At 67.8% G+C, this 18130-nt stretch carries 23 protein-coding genes; 18 read left to right on the forward strand and 5 right to left on the reverse strand.

Annotated elements, in window-relative coordinates; all coding sequences use genetic code 11:
* Window positions 1-11 precede the first annotated feature (11 nt).
* From BLS74_RS26445 to BLS74_RS26515, 15 genes are all read left to right on the forward strand, one after another.
* Entirely contained in the window at window positions 12-695 is a 684-nt protein-coding gene (locus tag BLS74_RS26445; RefSeq protein ID WP_093110136.1) for a hypothetical protein, read from the forward strand.
* A gap of 29 nt (window positions 696-724) precedes the next feature.
* Window positions 725-1093 carry a hypothetical protein gene (locus BLS74_RS26450; RefSeq protein ID WP_244504004.1) on the forward strand — a complete coding sequence of 123 codons (369 nt, stop codon included), beginning with the start codon at window positions 725-727 and terminating at the stop codon, window positions 1091-1093.
* Between the two features lie 24 nt (window positions 1094-1117).
* On the forward strand, window positions 1118-2101 hold the full coding sequence (locus BLS74_RS26455) for a cytochrome D1 domain-containing protein (RefSeq protein ID WP_093110137.1): 984 nt from the start codon (window positions 1118-1120) through the stop codon (window positions 2099-2101).
* Between the two features lie 44 nt (window positions 2102-2145).
* On the forward strand, window positions 2146-2691 hold the full coding sequence (locus BLS74_RS26460; RefSeq protein ID WP_093110138.1) for an SRPBCC family protein: 546 nt from the start codon (window positions 2146-2148) through the stop codon (window positions 2689-2691).
* Between the two features lie 23 nt (window positions 2692-2714).
* Window positions 2715-3734: an AAA family ATPase gene (locus tag BLS74_RS26465; protein ID WP_093110139.1), complete on the forward strand. Its 1020-nt coding sequence runs from the start codon at window positions 2715-2717 to the stop codon at window positions 3732-3734.
* Between the two features lie 15 nt (window positions 3735-3749).
* Window positions 3750-4622: a DUF58 domain-containing protein gene (locus BLS74_RS26470; protein ID WP_093110140.1), complete on the forward strand. Its 873-nt coding sequence runs from the start codon at window positions 3750-3752 to the stop codon at window positions 4620-4622.
* Window positions 4619-5503 (forward strand): calcium incorporation protein MxaA, encoded by an 885-nt coding sequence (locus tag BLS74_RS26475; protein ID WP_093110141.1) that lies wholly within the window; start codon window positions 4619-4621, stop codon window positions 5501-5503. The genes BLS74_RS26470 and BLS74_RS26475 overlap by 4 nt, the downstream gene beginning before the upstream one ends.
* Window positions 5504-5510: 7 nt before the next feature.
* Window positions 5511-6512: a vWA domain-containing protein gene (locus BLS74_RS26480; RefSeq protein WP_093110142.1), complete on the forward strand. Its 1002-nt coding sequence runs from the start codon at window positions 5511-5513 to the stop codon at window positions 6510-6512.
* Complete coding sequence (locus tag BLS74_RS26485) at window positions 6509-7060, forward strand: MxaK protein (protein WP_093110143.1); 552 nt, start codon at window positions 6509-6511, stop codon at window positions 7058-7060. Before BLS74_RS26480 ends, BLS74_RS26485 begins: the two co-directional genes overlap by 4 nt.
* On the forward strand, window positions 7057-8022 hold the full coding sequence (locus BLS74_RS26490) for a vWA domain-containing protein (protein WP_170855713.1): 966 nt from the start codon (window positions 7057-7059) through the stop codon (window positions 8020-8022). Before BLS74_RS26485 ends, BLS74_RS26490 begins: the two co-directional genes overlap by 4 nt.
* A 128-nt stretch (window positions 8023-8150) precedes the next feature.
* Window positions 8151-8558, forward strand: a complete 408-nt coding sequence (locus tag BLS74_RS34560; RefSeq protein WP_170855714.1) for a hypothetical protein — start codon at window positions 8151-8153, stop codon at window positions 8556-8558.
* A 69-nt stretch (window positions 8559-8627) separates the two neighbouring features.
* Complete coding sequence (locus BLS74_RS26500) at window positions 8628-8957, forward strand: ArsR/SmtB family transcription factor (RefSeq protein WP_093110144.1); 330 nt, start codon at window positions 8628-8630, stop codon at window positions 8955-8957.
* On the forward strand, window positions 8954-9418 hold the full coding sequence (locus BLS74_RS26505) for an SRPBCC family protein (protein WP_093110145.1): 465 nt from the start codon (window positions 8954-8956) through the stop codon (window positions 9416-9418). Before BLS74_RS26500 ends, BLS74_RS26505 begins: the two co-directional genes overlap by 4 nt.
* A gap of 40 nt (window positions 9419-9458) precedes the next feature.
* Window positions 9459-9872, forward strand: coding sequence for a GFA family protein (locus BLS74_RS26510; RefSeq protein ID WP_093110146.1), 414 nt, complete (start codon window positions 9459-9461; stop codon window positions 9870-9872).
* 254 nt (window positions 9873-10126) lie between these two features.
* Entirely contained in the window at window positions 10127-10939 is an 813-nt protein-coding gene (locus BLS74_RS26515; RefSeq protein WP_093110147.1) for a class I SAM-dependent methyltransferase, read from the forward strand.
* A 298-nt stretch (window positions 10940-11237) separates the two neighbouring features.
* Here the strand turns inward: BLS74_RS26515 and pqqE are convergent, their stop codons facing one another.
* From pqqE to pqqA, 5 genes are all read right to left on the reverse strand, one after another.
* Entirely contained in the window at window positions 11238-12383 is a 1146-nt protein-coding gene (gene pqqE, locus BLS74_RS26520) for a pyrroloquinoline quinone biosynthesis protein PqqE (protein ID WP_093110148.1), read from the reverse strand.
* On the reverse strand, window positions 12380-12670 hold the full coding sequence (gene pqqD / locus BLS74_RS26525; protein ID WP_093110149.1) for a pyrroloquinoline quinone biosynthesis peptide chaperone PqqD: 291 nt from the start codon (window positions 12668-12670) through the stop codon (window positions 12380-12382). Before pqqD ends, pqqE begins: the two co-directional genes overlap by 4 nt.
* The gene (pqqC, locus tag BLS74_RS26530; protein WP_093110150.1) at window positions 12667-13431 is read right to left on the reverse strand and encodes a pyrroloquinoline-quinone synthase PqqC; all 765 of its coding nucleotides are present in this window, start codon (window positions 13429-13431) and stop codon (window positions 12667-12669) included. The genes pqqD and pqqC overlap by 4 nt, the downstream gene beginning before the upstream one ends.
* 23 nt (window positions 13432-13454) lie before the next feature.
* Complete coding sequence (pqqB, locus tag BLS74_RS26535) at window positions 13455-14375, reverse strand: pyrroloquinoline quinone biosynthesis protein PqqB (RefSeq protein WP_093110151.1); 921 nt, start codon at window positions 14373-14375, stop codon at window positions 13455-13457.
* A 74-nt stretch (window positions 14376-14449) separates the two neighbouring features.
* A complete protein-coding gene (gene pqqA / locus BLS74_RS26540; protein ID WP_010100094.1) occupies window positions 14450-14524 on the reverse strand; it encodes a pyrroloquinoline quinone precursor peptide PqqA in 75 nt (24 codons plus the stop codon).
* 171 nt (window positions 14525-14695) lie between these two features.
* On the opposite strand from pqqA, the gene BLS74_RS26545 reads away from it, so the two are divergent.
* Genes BLS74_RS26545 through BLS74_RS26555 form a run of 3 tightly spaced genes read left to right on the forward strand, consistent with a single transcriptional unit; the run spans window position 14696 to window position 17713 of the window.
* Window positions 14696-15685, forward strand: a complete 990-nt coding sequence (locus tag BLS74_RS26545; RefSeq protein WP_244504005.1) for an alpha/beta fold hydrolase — start codon at window positions 14696-14698, stop codon at window positions 15683-15685.
* Window positions 15686-15689: 4 nt separating this feature from the next.
* Window positions 15690-17069: an ATP-binding protein gene (locus BLS74_RS26550; RefSeq protein WP_093110153.1), complete on the forward strand. Its 1380-nt coding sequence runs from the start codon at window positions 15690-15692 to the stop codon at window positions 17067-17069.
* On the forward strand, window positions 17066-17713 hold the full coding sequence (locus tag BLS74_RS26555; RefSeq protein ID WP_093110154.1) for a response regulator: 648 nt from the start codon (window positions 17066-17068) through the stop codon (window positions 17711-17713). Before BLS74_RS26550 ends, BLS74_RS26555 begins: the two co-directional genes overlap by 4 nt.
* Window positions 17714-18130: the final 417 nt, after the last annotated feature.

The following is an 18130-nucleotide window of genomic DNA, read 5'->3' on the forward strand; positions in this document are numbered from 1 at the left end:
AGCCGACTTCCATGCGCTTCGCCGTCGCCGCCTCGCTTTGCGCCTTGCTCGTCTCGCCACTGGCCTCCCGGGCCGAGGGCGAGAAGCCCGACTTCTCGGTCGCGGAGCGCCTGCTGTTCATGACCCCGCAGCTGCAGAGCGTGCAGGCGCCGACCCTGCTGCGCTACACCTTCAGCAAGGCAGGCAGCCTCGAAGAGGGTTTTGTCGACAGCGTCACGGTGGGCCTGAGCGCCAAGGCCGACGGCAGCTGCTGCGATGCCAAGGGCGCATTCCTGAGCGGAGAGCGCAAGCTGCAGGTGCCCGATGTGCCGGCAGCCGCCGGCAACCCCGTCATCCTCTACTTCCTCGAGCATGACGTGCGCGAGATGAAGCGCCTCACCGGGGGCTCCGAGAATCATTTCCGCAAGCGCCTGCGCATGGCGGTCTACCAGGGTGCCGAAGTGCGCGACGCGACGATGCGCTACCAGGGGCGCACGGTCAAGGGCAAGGAGATCGTGTTCAGCCCGTTCCTGGACGATCCGAACCGGCCGAGGTACGAAAAATTCGCGAAGAAGAACTATCGCTTCCTGCTCTCGGCCGCAGTGCCCGGGGGCGTCTATGGCATCCGGACGCAGATCCAGGGCGAAGGCCTGGCCGCCAAGCCCCTCCTCGTCGAGGAACTCCTCATCGAGGGTGCCAAGGCGCCGGCGCGCTAGCGCCACTTTTTCGAAAACCGGCGAACCTCATGAAGAAAACCCTCCGCCTTCTCTGTTTTCTCGGCCTGCCGATGGCCGCGCATGGCGCCGCGCTCGCGAACGATTTCCCTACCGTGGACCGAGTGCTCTACGTGCAGGAATGCATGGCCGCACATCCCGGCACCAGTACCTTCGAGATGATCAACAAGTGCTCGTGCGCGCTCGACGCGCTCGCCAAGGAGGTGAAATACGCGGACTACGTGCAGCTGAGCACCGCGAGCAAGGCCACCACCATCGGCGGCGAGCGCGGCGGCTACATCCGCGATTCGGAAAAGCTGCAGGCCGACATCAAGCGCTACCGCGCGCTCCAGGCCAAGGTGAAAAAGGGCTGCTTCATCGGCCCGGCCAACGGACGCTGAACGGCGCCCGAAAAGCGCACAGCCATGACGGGCACCGCAACACCTGTGCGCCACGGATGGATCGCTGCCTTGATGCTGTGCACTTCGGCCTGGTCCTCGCCCTTCGCCTACATCACCAACCAGGGAAGCCATGACGTGTCCGTCATCGACCTCGCCTCGCAGCAGGTCGTGGCCACCGTCGCCGTCGGCCGGTCGCCGGCCGGCGTGGTGGCGTCCGACCGTGCGGGCCGCGCCTTCGTGTCCAACCCCGACAGCAAGACCATTTCGGTCATCGACATGCGCCAACAGAAGGTCGTGAACACGCTGGCTGCGGGAGACGGCCCGGTGGGCCTCGACATCTCGGGCGATGGCCGGCACCTGTACGTCGCCGACTGGTACGGTGCCCGGCTGCTGGTGTTCGACGCGCGCGGCAGCGGCGCCGCGCCGCCCCTGGCCTCGATTCCAGTGGGCCGGGCGCCCGCCGGCGTGGCCGCGCACACCGACAGCGCCACCGTGTTCGTGGCCGAGCGCGACGACGACAGCGTGGCCGTGATCGACACGGCCAAGCGGCGAGTGCTGGCGCGCGTGCGTGTCGGCAGCCACCCCTTCGCGCTGCTCTACGACGCGCCGCGCGCACGGCTCTACGCGCTCAACGTGCAGAGCGACGACCTCTCCGTGATCGACATGCGCGACACGCGGCGGCCGGCCGTCATCGCGACCGTGAAGGTCGGCAAGTCCCCGTACGGCGCGGCACTGGCGCAAGGCGGTGCGCTGCTGTTCGTGACCAACCAGCGCGACGACACCGTCAGCGTGGTCGACGCCGATTCGCTGCGGGTGCTGCGCACCCTCCCCGGCTTCGCCTATCCCGAGGGCATCGCCGCGCACGCAGACCGCGTCTACGTCGTGAACTGGATGGACGACAACGTGCAGGTGCTGGATGCCGGCAGCGGACGCAAGCTCAAGACCATCGCCACAGGGCAGAACAGCCGCGCGTTCGGCGCCTTCATCGGCGCGCCGATCGATCCCTGAGGATTATCAGAGCGACCCTTTTCTCAACCCATCGCAGAACATCCATGCTGACACACGCTCCCGGCCGACGGGCTCTCTCGATCCTCGCCGCGTCCCTGCTTCTTGCCGCATCGGCCTCCAGCCTGGCCCACGGCCCGACGCGCCAGAAGGTGACCGAAAAAGTCACCGTCGAGGCGCCGGCCGACGCCGTCTGGGCCAAGATCAAGAACTTCAACGCGCTGAAGGACTGGCATCCGGCCGTGGCGGAAAGCACCGCCGACAAGGGCAACACCGAAGGCTCGGTGAGAACCCTCAAGCTCAAGGATGGCGGCACGCTCGTCGAGGCGCTCGAAAGCTACGACGACGCGCAGAAGAAGTACAGCTACCGCGCCAAGGACGGCGGTGCGCTGCCGGTGACGAACTACACCTCCACGCTCTCCGTCGTCGCCGATGGCGGCAAGTCCGTCGTGGAGTGGCGCGGCGCCTTCTATCGCGGCTTTCCGAACAACAACCCGCCGCCGGAACTCAACGACGAGGCTGCGCTGAAGGCCGTCACCGGCGTCTACCGCAGCGGACTCGGCAACCTGAAGAAGCTGATGGAATCCAAATAGCGGGCCCGCTCGGAACCAGCACCATGGGCTTTCAAGAACAACTCGAAGACTGGCGCCATCTCGCGCTGCGCGTCGAGGACGAGGTCGCGAAGGCGGTGATCGGGCAGACGCAGACGATCCGCCTCATCAACGTCGCGCTGTTCGCGCGCGGCCACGTGCTGCTCGAAGGCGATGTCGGCGTCGGCAAGACCACGGTGCTGCGCGCCTTCTCGCGCGCCATCGGCGGCGATTTCGAGCGCGTCGAGGGCACGGTCGACCTGATGCCGGGCGACCTGGTCTATCACACCTACGTCGATGCCCAAGGACGCCCGCGCATCGATCCGGGACCTCTGCTGCGCCACGGCGAACGGCTGGTCACCTTCTTCTTCAACGAGATCAACCGGGCCCGGCCGCAGGTCCAGTCGCTGCTGCTGCGTGCGATGGCCGAGCGCACCGTCTCCGCCTTCGACCGCGAGTACAGCTTTCCGCACATGACGGTCTTCGCCGATCGCAACAAGGTCGAGCGCGAAGAGACTTTCGAGCTGGCGTCGGCGGCGCGCGACCGCTTCATGTTAGAGCTGAACATGCCCAAGCCCGCCGACCGCAGCATTCGCCAGTCGCTGGTGTTCGACACCGCATTCCACGACACCGAAGGCCTGATCGACAAGGTGGCGCCGGCCATCCTGCCCTGGGACCGGCTCAACGCCATCGGCGCGCAGGTGCAGCGCACGGTGCGCGCCAGCCAGACCATCGAGCGCTATGTGCTCGACCTGTGGGAGGCCAGCGAGACGCCGCAAAAGTTCGGCATCCGGCTCGACGGCGTGGACATGGATCGCCTGATCCTCGCCGGCGCCAGCCCGCGCGGCATGAGTGCGCTGCTGCGCGCGGCGCGCACCGTGGCCTGGCTCGAGGGGCGCACGCACCTGGAGCCCGCCGATCTGACGGCTGTGCTGCCTTCTGTGCTCGGGCACCGGATCTTCTTCACGCCGGTCTACGAGCTGCGCCGGGCCGAGCTGTCGGAGGCGCTGGTGATGCAGATCATGGACAAGATCGCCGCGCCTTGAAACATCGAGGCAGCGATGGACCGCGTCGACGAATTCCACTATCGGCTGCCGCTTCGCTTCGGCGGTTGGCGCCCGGGTGCGCAGCGCGGCCTGAGCCAGGGCAGCGCACAGGAATTCGCCGCGCACCGGCGGCTCTTCGACCATCCCGATCCGCGGCGCATCGACCTGCGCGCCAGCGTTCGCGACGGCCGCGGCGACTGGCTGGTGCGCATCCACCGGCTGCGCGTGGCGATCCCCGTGCATCTGGTGGTGGATGTCTCGGCCTCGATGCATTTCGGTGCCGACAGGCGCAAGCTCGACGTGGTGGCCGATCTCGCCGAGGCATTGGGCTACAGCGCATTCCGCACCGGCGACTCGGTGGGCCTGCTGGCTTTCGACCAGCGCGAGCGCGACGATCTGTTCGTGCCCGCGCGCCACAGCCGCGGCAACGGCAGCCTGATGGCGCGCATGCTGCGCGACTGCCGTGCGGCACCGGGCATGGTGCCGCACGGCAGCGCGCTCGACGGCCTGCGGCGCACGACCGAACGCCTGGTCGGCCGCGGCGGCCTGGTGTTTCTCGCCTCCGATTTCCATTGGCCGGTCACTGCCCTCGGTGAGCTGCTCGATCAGCTGGCGCCGGCCTGCGTCGTCCCGGTGGTGGCCTGGGACCCGGCCGAGACCGAGCCACCGCACGAGCGCGCGCTGGTTGCCCTCAGCGATGCCGAAACGGGCGTGCGGCGCAGCCTGTGGATGCGCGAGTCGCTGCGCACGCGATGGCGCGAGGCTGTCGCAACACGGCGCGCCGAACTCAGGACCTTGTTCGACGCGCACGGCATGCCGCCCTTCCATCTGCACGGCCGCTTCGACGCCGAGGCCCTCACACGCTACTTCATGGAGACGGCGGCATGAAGGCCATCCGGGCGGCGGTGATGGCGGTGGCGCTAGGCGCCAGTACCGGTGTTGCGCTGAGTGCCGACCCGGTCGCCGCCACGGTCGAACAGCCGCGCAGCTTCGGCCATGTGCTGGGCGACGTCCTGACGCAGCGCGTGCTGCTCGAGCATGCGGGCCGCCCCCTCCAGCCCGGCGCCCTACCGGCCGCAGCACGGATCGACCTCTGGCTGGAGCGCAGGCCTCCGCGGATCGAAACCGATGCGCAGGGACGGCGCTGGCTGGCCATCGACTACCAGCTCGTCAACGCGCCGCGCGCGCTGAGCGCCATTGCGCTGCCGGCAATGAGCATCGCCACTGCCTCTGGCCCGACGCTCGCGCTGCCCGCGTGGCCAGTCAGCATCGCGCCGCTGACGCCGCCGGACGTGTTCGGCCAGGGCGATCTGCAGCCGCTGCGCCCTGACCGCCCGGTCGCTGCGCTTCCGACCGATGCCATCGAGCGGCAGATGAGGCTTTCGCTCGCCACCTTGCTGGGCGTGCTGCTGGCTTGGTTCGCCTGGTGGGCCTGGCGCAACGCGCGGGAAGCGCGGCACCTTCCTTTCGCGCAGGCCTGGCGCGAACTCAAGCGCATCGGCGACCCGGGGAGCGCGCAAGCCTGGCGCGTCGTGCATCGCGCACTGAACACCAGTGCCGGGCACGTGGTCCACGGCGCCGGCCTGCCGCGGCTGCTGGCCGAGGCGCCCTATCTGCGCCCGCTCCAGGCGCGGCTCGAGGACTTCTACCGCGAATCCACGAGGCGCTTCTTCGCCGGCGACGCTGCCGCAGCAGAGAGCGATTCCCCCTACCCGCTCAGACCGCTGTGCCGGGCCCTGCGCGATGCGGAGAAGCGCCACCGGCGCTAGGCGAACCATGCGCTTCGACTTCGCCCAGCTCTGGATGCTCGTTCTGCTGCCGCTCGCGCTGCTGCCGCTGCTGCGCCGGCGCAGCGATACGCTGGACTTCCCGTACCTGGCCTGGCTGCCGGCCGACCGCATCGGCCGCATCGCGGGTTTCCTCTGGCGCGGCTTCGCGGTCGCAGCCATCGCGCTGACCGTGCTCGGACTCGCCGGTCCCGGGCAGTCGGGCGCCCAGGTGCAGCGCACCGGCCGAGGCGCCGAGGTGCTGATCCTGATGGACCGCAGCAGCAGCATGGATGCGACGGTTCACACCAACGGCCTGCAAACGGCGGGCCGCATGTCGCAGGAGCCCAAAGCCAAGGTCGTGCGTGACCTGCTGAGCGACTTCGTCGCGAAGCGGCCCGACAACCGCTTCGCCTTCATGACCTTCAGCACGGTGCCGATCGCCGTCGTGCCCTTCACGCAGAAGACGGACACGGTACAGGCCGCGCTCGCCGCCAGCGCCATCGGGCGCGGCCTGCCCGAAACCCGCATGGGTGTCGCGCTCCTGGCCGCCATCGAGGAATTCGAAAACCGCAGCTACTCGGGAAGCCGCGTGATCCTGATCGTCTCCGACGGCGGCGCCCAGCTCGACGAGGCCACGCGCCAACGCGTCCAGGCAGGCCTCGCGCGCGAGAAGATCGGCCTGTACTGGATCTACGTGCGCAGCGGCCCGAACTCTCCCAACCTCAACACCGGGACGGCATCGGCCTACGGCCTCGGCGAAGAACTGGCGCTGCACCAATTCTTCAAGACGCTGAGCACGCCCTACCGGCTGTACCAGGTGGACGACTCCAACGCCATGGCTGCGGCGATGGCCGAGATCGACCGGCAGCAGAACTTCCCGCTGACCATCCACGAGCGGGTACCGCGGCGCGACCACGGTGGCGCCTTCTACCTTGCAGCGATGCTGTGCTGCGCCGGCCTGCTCGCCTGCCGCGCGCTGCAGCTTCAAAGCTGGCGGGCAAGCCCATGAAGCGACGCACGGTTCATCTGGTCTTCGGCGTTCTGAGCCTGTGCTGCGCGGGCGCGGCGCTGGAGCGGGGCTTGCGTTTGCGACAGACGACGGGCCTCAATGCCGAGATCGCCCGCATCGCCGATGCGCCTGCCGGCAAGGATGCGACGGGGATTCCTCTCCGGTCTGCGCGCGAGCTGCAGCTGGCGCAGGCGCTGGCCCTCTCGAAGGCCGGCAATCACGACGCCGCGCTCAAAGGCTATGCGGGCCTGCTCCAGAATGGCGAACGCGACCTCATCGCGCAGCAGGCGCTCTTCAATCTCGGCAACATGTACCTGCGGCAAGGCCTTGCGCAGCAGACTGGCGCCGTGCCGCTGTTCGAACTGGGCAAGCAGCGATTGCGCGACCTGCTGCGCGCGGCGCCGCAGGACTGGGATGCGCGCTACAACCTGGAGCGCGCGCTGCGCCTGGCGCCGGAAGAGCAGGAAGCCTTCTCCGCCGAGCAACAGCAGTCGGTCGAGCAGCGCCGGGTCCGGGTTCCCGGATTCGTCGCCGGGGACTTGCCGTGAACGCCGCCTGGCGGCGCATCGGCAGCAGCGGCAGCTGGCCGCTGTTGGCGGCCTTGCTGTTGCTCGCACTGGCGGTCTGGCCGCCGCGTGTGCAGCTGCAGCGCCCGGTGTTCGAGTGGCAGGTCAGCTTCGACATCACGCAGAGCATGAACGTCGAGGACGTCGAACTCAACCATGCTGCGGTCAGTCGGCTGACGCTGGCGCGCGCAGCCATGCGCGATGTGCTGGGTGCGTTGCCGTGCGGTTCCAAGGTGGGCTGGAGCGTCTTCGCGGACTACCGCTCGCTGGTGATCCTCGCGCCGATCGAGGTCTGCAGCCACTACGAAGAGCTGCTGGCCTCGCTCGAACGCATCGATGCCCGCATGCGCTGGGCCAACGCCAGCAACGTCGGCAAGGGGGTGACCTGGGCCGTGCGCGGCGCCAGGAGCATCGGCCCGCACACCAGCTTCGTCTTCATCAGCGACGGGCAGGAGTCGCCGCCGCTGCGGGCCAACGAAACACCGCCGATGGTCGACGTCACGCCCGGCGAAGTGCAGGGCTGGCTCGTCGGCGTCGGCGGCGACGTGCCGGTGCCGATTCCAAAGACCGGCAGCAGCGGCGAGCCCGCCGGCTACTGGAAGCCGGAGGACGTGGTGCAGGGCTCCGCCATCGGCGGCACGCAGAACCACGAGCATCTTTCCGAGCTGCGCCAGGACCATCTGCAAGCGCTGGCCAAGCTCGTCGGCGTGAACTACCTGCGCCTCAATACGCCGGACGCGCTGAGGACGGCCATGCTGGACCGCCGCTTCGCACAGAGCCAGGCGGCAGACATTGACCTTCGCTGGATCCCGGCCGTGCTCGCCTTGCTGCTGCTGGCCTGGCGATTCGCGCCGGATCTCGGGCTGCTGCGTGGCTGGCAGCCAATGCGGCTACGCGTCCGCCAAGATCATTCAGTTCGAACGAGAGCTGCGGGCTCGGCATGAAATGGAACTCACGTTGACCCTCGTTGGCGAAGGAGGTCCGCTGCTTAGTCCCTGCTGCACGCTCCGCCGCAAGGCGTTCCACCGGGCGCCCTCAGTGTTGTCACCTACCGGGATGGAGCCTGTTGCGTGTGAGCGGTTCAGTGTCATCTGCGGTCACAGCCTTGGTGTTTGTGAATGCCTTGCTGTGGCGCACGTTGATCGCCATGGCGTTCTCGCACCGGAAAATTCAGGTGGCTTACATCCGAAACCGCCGCTTGCTGAATCGGGTCACCGGTGCGCTCGCGGTGCTCTTGCCTCTGGGCTCGAATCTTCGCCCTGCCCTCGGGCAACTTGGCGATGTCGCTGGGCCGCGCCGCGATGTGCCATTGCAGGTCGTCGCGTTTGACGCGGCCTTGCGCTCCGCGATAGCCGGAGTCGGCCCATTCAGCTTCTTCCTTACCGTGCAGCAGATCGGCTACCTGCTCAACGTCTGCCTCATTGGCTGGCGGGCGAACTGGCCTCTGCTTCGGCGAAAGGGAAATCGCCGTCCGGGTTGAACGGGGGTTTGGCAGAAGTCAAACAAATTAGCATTGACTTATTAATTAGCATTCGCTAATATAAATCCCATGATGCAAACCGCCCCCCTCGACACCGTCATGCGCACGCTTGCCGACCCCACCCGGCGGGCCGTCTTCGAGCGGATCGCGCACGCGCACGAAATCAGCGTGGTGGAGTTGACCCAGGGCAGCGGCGTGACGCAGTCCGCCATTTCGCAGCACCTGGGCTCGCTCAAGCGGGCGGGCCTGGTGGTGGACCGCGCGCAGGGCCGCAACGTCTTCTATCGCGCCGACCCCAAAGGTCTGGCGCCGCTCGCCGACTGGATGGGCCACTACGGCGTGTTCTGGCGCAAGCGCTTTGCCGACCTCCGAACCCTCTTGAAAGAAATCGACCCATGAACGACGCCGCCTTGAAATCCGCCACGCAAGACATCGTGGTCGACGAAGTGTTTCCCCACGCGCCCGAGACCATCTGGAAGATCTTGACCACAGGCACGCTGATCGCACGCTGGCTGATGGAGCCGCGCGGCTTCGCGCCCGTGCAGGGCACGCGCTTCACATACCAGACCAAGCCGGCCGGCGCGTGGGACGGCACCATCCACTGCGAAGTGCTGGAGGTCGTCCCGAACGAGCGCTTCGTCTACGCCTGGAAGGGCGGCCATGAGAGCAACAACGGCTACGGTTCGCGGCTGGACACGCTCGTCACCTTCACGCTGGCCAAGGTCCCGGAAGGCACGCGATTGAAGCTCGTGCATTCAGGCTTCGTGACGCCCACCAACGACATCGCGTTCCAGAACTTGCGCGATGGCTGGCGCAAGGTCGTCCCCAACCTGAGCAACTTCGCTAACGGGCCGCACTGACGCGCGACCGCAAACACCACCTTAAGACAGGAGAAAGAACATGAGTGACGCCTATACCGGCGGATGCGCCTGCGGCGCGATCCGCTACGAGATCCCCGGCGACCCGCTGGTGATGATCCACTGCCAGTGCCGCGACTGCCAGCGCATGAGCGGCAGCGGCCACGGCTCTTATCTGACCTTCGCCGGCGCCGGCGTGAAACTCACGGGCGATGCAACGCAATGGGACATGGTTGCCGACAGCGGCAACTTGAAGACCCGCGGCTTCTGCCCCCGATGCGGCTCACCGGTCTACCTGGGGTTCGCGGCCATGCCGCAGATCTTCACCGTGCACGCGGCAAGCCTGGACGACCCGAGCCGCTACAAGCCGCAGCTGGTGGCCTACCGCATGCGCGCCCTGGCGTGGGACCACCTCGACCCCGAACTGCTGGCATTCGACAAGATGCCGCCGGGATGAGCGAAGTCGGCGGGACTCGCCAGCATTCGGCGCTCGGGCATGTCGGTCCGATGCAGCTCGAGAACTATCAAGATACTTAGGCCGGCGTCCACAGAACGGGCGGCAGCGCGCGCTAGCTCTGGTCTCGGTGAACTACACGTTTTGCCTGTCCCTGGTGAGGTCGTCCCAGCTACCCTTCAAAGACGTTGACGTTGCAATCAACAGCGTCATAGCATCTGGCAGGCACTGCGCCCAGCCGTGCGAAGGAACTGCCGATGAACACCACTTCTTCGAGCTTCGTCGCCGCCGAAGGCGATGGCTACGAACAGCTAATGGGCCGTTGGAGCCGGCGCCTCGCGCTGCCTTTCCTGGACTTCGTCGGAACCGCGGACGGCGACCGCGTACTCGATGTCGGCTGCGGCACAGGCCATCTGGCCTTTGCGGTGGCCCGCCGCACCGGCGCTGGCGAAGTGCGGGGCGTGGACATCGCTGAGCCCTATGTCGAACATGCCAGGCGCCACAACCAAGATGCGCGCATCGTCTTCAATGTGGCCGACGCCTGTGCGCTGCCCTTCCCGGAGCAGAGCTTCGACCGCGTTCTCTCGCTCCTGGTCTTGCACTTCGTTCCGGAGGCGGGTAAGGCCATTGCCGAGATGCGGCGCGTCGCCAAGCCTGGAAGTATCGTCGGTGCGGCTGTATGGGACGCGCGTGGCGGCTGGGTCGCCAACCGCTTGTTCTTCGACACGGCCGCTGCACTCGACCTGGAAGCGAGGGCGCGCCGCGCCCGCAACTACACACGGCCGATGACGCGGCCCGGCGAACTGGCCCGGGCGTGGGGCGACGCCGGCTTCAAGAATGTGGTTGAGACGACACTCTCCATCCGAATGGAGTTCGCTTCGTTCGCGGACTACTGGGCGCCCTTCGAGGGCAAGGACGGTCCTGGCGCAGAATACGTCGCCACGCTTGGCCAGGTCGAGCGCGCTCGGCTGCGCGACGCTGTCGAGGCAGCCTATCTCGACGGCGAAGCAGATGGCCGACGCTCCTACGCAGCGCTCGCTTGGGCCGTCAAGGGCACGGCTCCTGCGTAGAGCGCGTCTCTTCGACGGCAGACCCTGCCAATGGACAAAAGCGGAGGCCTGCTATCAACTTGCAGGACCCATGCACGGAAGCGTACGCGAAAGAGGCATTGAGACAGTCCTTTCGTCACCTCTTCGCGTCGTCATAGCAGTCAAGTTCGCATATTCAAACTGCGCTGCGCAGCCAGTTCAAAGTGGCCTGGCAGATCTGCGCATAAGCCTGGGCCGGCCGCGACGCCCCTGCCCCCTCCAACGTTGGTCGCGGGTCGACAGCGGCGAAAGAAAGCGGCCCGCGACATGCCGCACGCCCTCACGCACCCAGCGTGACGGGTGCGGCGAGGCGGCGCGAATTGGCGGGATCGCGAAACACCAGCGGATGTTCGACCGGGCCGGCCGGGTCGCGCGCGGCCGCGCGCTGCACCGCCTCCACCACCCGGTGGTGGTCGGGGCTCTTCGCGCACACCGGATCGGCGGCGGCCGCGTCGTTGGCCAGCAGGTAGGCCTGGCAGCGGCAGCCGCCCAGGTCCTGTTCGCGCATATCGCAGCTCGCGCAGGGCTCCTTCATCCAGCCGGTGCCGCGGTAGCGGTTGAAGCCCTCCGAATCGAACCAGATCTCGCGCAGGCTGTGCGCCTTCACGTTCGGAAACTCGAGGCCCGGCAGCATCTTGGCGGTGTGGCATGGCAGCGCCGTGCCGTCCGGTGCCACGGTGAGGAACATGCTGCCCCAGCCGTTGACGCACTTCTTGGCGCGCCCCTCGTGGTAGTCGGGCGCGACGAAGAAGATGCGCATGCGCTCGCCCAGCCGGGCGCGCCAGGCATCGGTCACCTCTTCGGCGTGGCGCAGTTGTTCATGCGTGGGCAGCAGCTGGTCGCGGTTCAAGAAGGCCCACGAGTAGTACTGGGTGTTCGCGAGTTCGAGGTACTCGGCGCCCATCTCGTGCGCCATCTCGATGATGCGGTCGATGTGGTCGATGTTCATGCGGTGGATCACCACGTTCAGCACCATCGGCCAGCCCTGGTCCTTGATGATCTTCGCCACCCGGTTCTTCAACTCGAAGGTCTTGGTGTGCGAGAGGAAGTCGTTCATCTCGCGCGTGGAATCCTGGAACGACAACTGCACGTGGTCGAGCCCCGCGGCCTTCAACGCGGCGGCGCGATCCGCGCTCAGGCCCACGCCGGAGGTCAGCAGATTGGTGTAGTAGCCCAGCCGCTTGGCCTCGGCGACGATGATCTCCAGGTCGTCGCGCAAGAGCGGCTCGCCGCCCGAGAGGCCGCACTGCACGGCGCCGAGCTCCCGGCCCTCGCGCAGCACCCGCAGCCAGTCCTCGGTGCCGAGCTCGCTGTCCTGCTGCGCGAAATCGACCGGGTTGAAGCAGAACACGCAATGCAGCGGGCAGCGGTAGGTCAGCTCGGCCAGCAGCCAGAGCGGCGGCCCGGGGCGTGGCGGCTGCGTCATGCGTCCCACCGCAGCCAGTTCTGCTGCGCCGCCATCTCGACGAAGCCCCGCACTTCGGGCTCGAGCCCGGTGGTGTCGAAGGCCTGCTCCAGGTCGGCCACGATCGCGGCGATGCTGCTTTCGCCGTCGCAGCGCTTCATGATCTCGCCCGCGCTGCCGTTGAGCCGCACCATGCCCTCGGGATAGAGCAGCACGTGGCAGTCCTGCACCGGCTCCCATTGCAGGCGAAAGCCGGGACCGACGCGGGGCCTGCTCTCGGGGGTCAACACTTTCTTGTTCTCGCTCATGCGCTGTTCACGCCGTAGCGCGTCGCCATCGCATCGTTCATGGCCCACAGGATGTCGAGCTTGAACTGCAGCACCTCCAGCGCGCGCTCCTGCAGCGCCCGGGTGTCGAAGTGATCGAGCGTGATCGCCAGGCCCTGCTCGACGTCGCGCCGCGCCTGGCTCACGCGGTTGCGGAAGTAGTCCAGCCCGGCCGGCTCGATCCATGCATAGTGCGCCGGCCAGGTGGCCAGGCGCTGCTTGTGAATCTCGGGCGCGAAGAGTTCGGTGAGCGAGGAGCACACCGCCTCCTGCCACGGCGCGCGGCGCGCGAAGTTCACGTAAGCATCCACCGCAAAGCGCACGGCGGGCACCACGTGGCGCAGGTCGCGCACCTCCTCGCGTGCCAGTCCGACGGCCTCCGCGAGCCGCAGCCAGGCCTCGATGCCGCCCTCATCCTTCACGCCGCCGAGTTCGAAGCCATCATGGTCGAGGATGCGCTGCACCCAGCCGCGGCGCACTTCCTGGTCGGGGCAGTTCGAGAGCACCGCCGCGTCCTTGATCGGGATCGCGATCTGGTAGTAGAAGCGGTTCGCCACCCAGCCGCGGACCTGCTCGGGCGTGGCCCGGCCGCTGTTGAGCATCACGTTGAACGGATGATGGATGTGGTAGCTGCGGCCGCGCTCGCGCAGCCGGACTTCGAATTCCTCGCGACTCCATGCCGGCGCGCTTTTCTCGCTGTCGGGGGCCGGACGAACCGGGTCTTGAATCCTGTCGGCATGCATGGTGTGTGTGGGGCTCCGCGCTCTCAGAGCTGGATCGTCATCCCGTCCTCGCAGGCCTCGATGCCCGCGCGCCGCAGCGCGGCATGCTCATCGGAGTCCTCATCGAGGATGGGATTGGTGTTGTTGATGTGGATCAGCATGCGCCGCGTGGTCGCGGGCAGCCGCGCGAGCCATTCGATCATGCCGCCCTCGCCCGACTGCGGAAGATGGCCGATCTCGCGCGCCCGCTTGGCGCCGACGCCCAGGCGAATCATCTCGTCGTCGGTCCAGAAGGTGCCGTCCACCATGACGACGTCGGCATTCGCCATGGCGTCGAACACCGGCGGCGTGATGGCGCCCAGGCCCGGCGCGTAGAACACGCTCCTGCCGCTCTTGCGGTCGCGAATCGTGACGCCGATGTTGTCGCCGGCAACCGGATGCTCGCGGTGCGGCGAATACGGCGCCGCCTTGCCGCTCAGCGCCAGCGCGCGAAAAACCAGATCGGGCACGCCGGGCACCTCGAAGGCGCCGCCGTCGATCGCGATCGGGTTTCGCGCCACGCCGCAGTAGTGCGACAGCACGCGCAGCACCGGATTGCCCTGGCTCAGGTCTTCCACCACCGGGTCGGTGCACCACAGCGGAAGCGGCGTGCCGCGCTCGCGCAGCATGAAAAGTCCCGTGGCATGGTCGACCTGCCCGTCGATCAGCACCACGCCGGCGATGGCGCTGTCGCGCAGCTTGCGCGCCGGCTGCAGCACCGGATTGCTGCGGATCTGCTCCAGGATATCGGGCGAGGCATTGAACAGGACGCCGTCGTCGCCCTCGTCGGGCCGCACGAAGATCGAGGACTGCGTGCGCGGCTTGGCGCGCACCGTGCCTGCGCGCACGCCTGCGCAATTGGGGCAGTTGCAGTTCCATTGAGGAAAGCCACCGCCGGCGGCCGAGCCCAGAACAGTGATGCGCATCGAAGAAGAGAAAAAAAGGGGGCGAAACAACCCGCCCCGGGAGTGCCGGGGCGGGTTGTCACGAGGCGCGCAACTCAGCGGGCGCTGACGTACATCGTGATCTCGAAGCCGAAGCGAAGATCAGTGGCCGTCGGGGTTTCCCATTTCATGTGTGTGTCTCCTGGAAGCGTTGCACGGCGCCGGTCGGCCGCCGCGGGGATCCGTGGTGTCCCTTGCGCATCTTGGACTGCGGGGCCGCCGCGCTCCAGCCATGAAATCATGAATCGCACTTCATGATTTTCATGAATAGCGGCAAAGGGGCCGGCGCTTACCATGGCCCCGTGCTCCCTTCTGGCCTGTACCCCGAATCGCCGCCCCTGCGCACCCATGCACTGGCGGTGCCGCACGGCCATGTGCTGCATGTGGAGGAAAGCGGCGATCCGGCGGGCATTTGCGCGCTCGTGCTGCACGGCGGGCCCGGTTCGGGCAGCTCGCCGCTCTTGCGCCGCTTCTTCGATCCGTCGCGCTTTCGCGTAATCAGCGTCGACCAGCGCGGCGCCGGGATGAGCCGTCCGCGCGGCGCGACCGCGCACAACCGCACGGCCGAGCTGCTGCGAGACCTGCGCATGGTGCGCGAGCAGCTCGAGGTGCCGCGCTGGCTGGTGGCCGGCGGCTCCTGGGGAGCCACGCTGGCGCTCGCCTATGCGGGCTTCGAGCCGCAGGCGGTGGCGGCCCTGCTGCTGCGCTCGGTGTTCCTCCCCACGACCGAGGAGATCGAGGCCTTCTTCCAGGACACGCCGGGCCGCGCGCCCGCCGCCTGGGCGCGGTTCGCGGCGGTGGCGCCGGCCGATCAACGCCACGACATGCTGGGTTTTCTGGCCCGCGCCCTGCAGCAGGCGCCGACCGTCGACAACGCGGACCTGCACCGGCGACTCGCCCTCGCGTGGTGGCGCTGGGAGCAAACGCTGGCCGGCGGCGTGGCCGCGCCATCCGACGGGATCGAACCCGAGCTAGAAATGCTGGACGCGCTGGTGGACCGCTACCGCGTGCAGAGCCACTACCTGATCCACCGCTGCTGGCTCGACGCGCCCCCGCTGCTCGATCGCCTCGGCGCGCTGCCGCAGGTGCCTACCTTGCTGCTGCATTCCCGCGACGACCGCGTCTGCCGGGCGGACGCCGCGCTGGCCGTGCATGAGCGCCTCGTGCACGGCCAGCTTCGATGGGTCGACGGTGCGGGCCACGATCCGGCGCATCCGGCGATGGCCTCTGCGATGGTCGCCGCACTCGACAGCTACGCGCTGCACGGCCGCTTCGGCGCTAGGGCCTGTTAACGACATGACGCTGCGCCTGAAGATCAACCTGATCGTGAGCCTGCTGACCCTGTTGTTCGTCGCCGCCATGCTCGCCCTGCAGCTGCGCGCCATGCGCGAATCGGTGCAGGAGGAAGTGGTGGCGGCCAATCGCGTGGCTGCGCAGCTGCTGAACCGGACGGCGTGGCTCTACGCGGCCCAAGGCACGCCGGCAATGCTGGCTTTCCTGCAGGGCGTCGGCCGCGTGCGCTCCAACGACATCACACTGCTCGATGACGAGGAGCAAGTGCTGTACAGCTCGCCGACCTCGGTCTACAAGGCCGGCCGCGATGCGCCGCACTGGTTCGCCGGCCTCGTCTCGCCTGCGCCGACGCAAATGTCCATCGCCTTTCCCGGCGGCAAGCTGATCGTGCGTTCCAACGCCTCGCGCGCGGTGCTCGATGCCTGGGACAGTGCCGCGCTACTGATGCTCAGCGCGCTCGGCCTGCTGCTGATCGTCAATGCGCTCGTGTTCTGGCTCGTGGGACGCGCCACACGCCCGTTCGCGGACATCGTGGACGCGCTGAACCAGCTCGAGAGCGGGCGTTTCGATGTCGCGCTGCGCGCCCTGCCCGGGACCGAGGCGGCGGCCATCGGCGCCGCCTTCAACCGCATGGTCGGCATGCTGCAGCAGCACATCGAGACCGAGCGGCGGGCGGTGCGGGCGGAGAGCCGCTTGTCCGAAAGCCGCGAACTCGGCCGCTGGGTCGACCAGAAGATCGAACAGGAACGACGGCTGATCGCGCGCGAACTGCACGATGAGCTCGGGCAGTCGGTCACTGCGATGCGCAGCATGGCCTTGTCGATCGCCAAGCGCATGCAGGCACTCGATCCACAGGCAGAGCAGGCGGCGCGGGTGATCGCCGACGAATCGGCGCGTCTCTACACCGCGATGCACGGCATGATTCCGCGCCTGACCCCGCTGGTGCTCGACAAGTTCGGACTGGTGGCCGCGCTCGAGGATCTGGTCGAACGCACGCGAACGAGCCACAGCGAAGTACAGATCGAATGGCAGCTCGGGCTCGAACTCGACCGCGTGCCGATGGACACCGACGCGGCGCTCGTGCTGTACCGCGCCGCGCAGGAGGGCATCACCAACGCGCTGCGGCACGGACAGGCGCGCCGGATCGTGCTTGCCTTGCATCGCGACGAAGAAGCGGTGAAGCTCTCGCTCACCGACGACGGGCGCGGCCTGCCGGGCCCTGAAGCCACCCGGGAAACGGGCGCGGGCCACTATGGCCTGCGCTGGCTCGCCGAGCGCATCGAAAGCCTGGGTGGCGAATTGCACCTGGAACCCGCCGCGCCGAACGGTGCCCAACTGACGGTGCGCCTGCCCTTGCCGGCGGCCGTCGCGGAGAACCCATGACCCAAGCGACCCAAGCAATCCGAGTGATGCTCGTCGACGACCATGCGCTGGTGCGCATGGGCTTTCGCATGCTGCTGGCCGACGCGCAGATCGACGTCGTGACCGAAGCCGACACCGGCGAGCAGGCCTGCCAGGACTATCCGCAGGTGCGGCCCGACGTGGTGGTGATGGACCTGTCGATGCCCGGCATGGGCGGCCTTGAAGCCCTGCGGCGCCTGCTCGCCCACGATCCGAAGGCGCGCGTGCTCGCGCTGTCGGCGCACGAGGACACCGCTCACCCGCGCCGCGTGCTGCGCGCGGGTGCCCTCGGCTACCTGGCCAAACGCAGCGCGCCCGAGGCGCTGATCGCCGCGGTGAAAGCGGTGGCGCGCGGCGAACGCTACATCGACGCCCATACTGCGCAGGCGCTGGCGACAGCGCAGATCGAGGGCGACGCCAATCCGGCCGAATTGCTCAGCGAGCGCGAGTTCTCGGTCTTCATCCAGCTCGCGCGCGGCATGACCGTGGCGCAGATCGCCGCCACGCTGAACCTCTCGATCAGCACGGTCGGCTCGCACCTCTATCGCGTTAAGCAGAAGCTGGGCGCGAGCAACCAGGCGGAGCTGACCTGGGTCGCGCTGCGCTGGGGACTGATCCAGGTCTAGATAGCGCGCGGACGCCGCGCGTTCAAACCTCAGAAGGCGCTCGTGCTCTGCCCGAACCAGCATGTTCATTTTCTGATTGCCCGACGACGATGTCACGCCGTGACCGTTTTCATCGATAGGCGGAATACCAGCCTTGAGGCTCGAAGGTGAGCGTCGCGGATGCGGCTAGGGTAGGACGGCCTAGGGCCCAAAGCCGAAGTTCAGGTGGCCGCTTGACCAAGCTCGACAGGCCCTTCGGACATGCGAGACCACTCGGCCAGGTAGGCGTCCACCCATCAGCTCACGCGATCGGTCATGTGCCTATGGATTGAAGCTGACGCGCGTGGCGATCAGCACGCCATCGACGACCTGCTCGCCCTCGATGGTCACGCGCACCCCGTTGCCCAGGTTCGACGCGGCGCCGTTGACGAACACGAC

Source organism: Variovorax sp. CF079 (assembly GCF_900101545.1).
Taxonomy (GTDB): domain Bacteria; phylum Pseudomonadota; class Gammaproteobacteria; order Burkholderiales; family Burkholderiaceae_C; genus Variovorax.

What these genes read in the sequence shown, in the direction of transcription:
- BLS74_RS26480 (WP_093110142.1), top strand. Translation starts at nt 5,511, where the DNA reads ATGCGCTTCGACTTCGCCCAGCTCTGGATGCTCGTTCTGCTGCCGCTC.
- pqqE (WP_093110148.1), bottom strand. Translation starts at nt 12,383, where the DNA reads ATGACGCAGCCGCCACGCCCCGGGCCGCCGCTCTGGCTGCTGGCCGAG.
- pqqC (WP_093110150.1), bottom strand. Translation starts at nt 13,431, where the DNA reads ATGCATGCCGACAGGATTCAAGACCCGGTTCGTCCGGCCCCCGACAGC.
- BLS74_RS26450 (WP_244504004.1), top strand. Translation starts at nt 725, where the DNA reads ATGAAGAAAACCCTCCGCCTTCTCTGTTTTCTCGGCCTGCCGATGGCC.
- pqqD (WP_093110149.1), bottom strand. Translation starts at nt 12,670, where the DNA reads ATGAGCGAGAACAAGAAAGTGTTGACCCCCGAGAGCAGGCCCCGCGTC.
- pqqB (WP_093110151.1), bottom strand. Translation starts at nt 14,375, where the DNA reads ATGCGCATCACTGTTCTGGGCTCGGCCGCCGGCGGTGGCTTTCCTCAA.
- BLS74_RS26485 (WP_093110143.1), top strand. Translation starts at nt 6,509, where the DNA reads ATGAAGCGACGCACGGTTCATCTGGTCTTCGGCGTTCTGAGCCTGTGC.
- BLS74_RS26550 (WP_093110153.1), top strand. Translation starts at nt 15,690, where the DNA reads ATGACGCTGCGCCTGAAGATCAACCTGATCGTGAGCCTGCTGACCCTG.
- BLS74_RS26555 (WP_093110154.1), top strand. Translation starts at nt 17,066, where the DNA reads ATGACCCAAGCGACCCAAGCAATCCGAGTGATGCTCGTCGACGACCAT.
- BLS74_RS26455 (WP_093110137.1), top strand. Translation starts at nt 1,118, where the DNA reads ATGACGGGCACCGCAACACCTGTGCGCCACGGATGGATCGCTGCCTTG.
- BLS74_RS26460 (WP_093110138.1), top strand. Translation starts at nt 2,146, where the DNA reads ATGCTGACACACGCTCCCGGCCGACGGGCTCTCTCGATCCTCGCCGCG.
- BLS74_RS26515 (WP_093110147.1), top strand. Translation starts at nt 10,127, where the DNA reads ATGAACACCACTTCTTCGAGCTTCGTCGCCGCCGAAGGCGATGGCTAC.
- BLS74_RS26510 (WP_093110146.1), top strand. Translation starts at nt 9,459, where the DNA reads ATGAGTGACGCCTATACCGGCGGATGCGCCTGCGGCGCGATCCGCTAC.
- BLS74_RS26470 (WP_093110140.1), top strand. Translation starts at nt 3,750, where the DNA reads ATGGACCGCGTCGACGAATTCCACTATCGGCTGCCGCTTCGCTTCGGC.
- BLS74_RS26445 (WP_093110136.1), top strand. Translation starts at nt 12, where the DNA reads ATGCGCTTCGCCGTCGCCGCCTCGCTTTGCGCCTTGCTCGTCTCGCCA.
- BLS74_RS26475 (WP_093110141.1), top strand. Translation starts at nt 4,619, where the DNA reads ATGAAGGCCATCCGGGCGGCGGTGATGGCGGTGGCGCTAGGCGCCAGT.
- BLS74_RS26500 (WP_093110144.1), top strand. Translation starts at nt 8,628, where the DNA reads ATGATGCAAACCGCCCCCCTCGACACCGTCATGCGCACGCTTGCCGAC.
- BLS74_RS26505 (WP_093110145.1), top strand. Translation starts at nt 8,954, where the DNA reads ATGAACGACGCCGCCTTGAAATCCGCCACGCAAGACATCGTGGTCGAC.
- BLS74_RS26465 (WP_093110139.1), top strand. Translation starts at nt 2,715, where the DNA reads ATGGGCTTTCAAGAACAACTCGAAGACTGGCGCCATCTCGCGCTGCGC.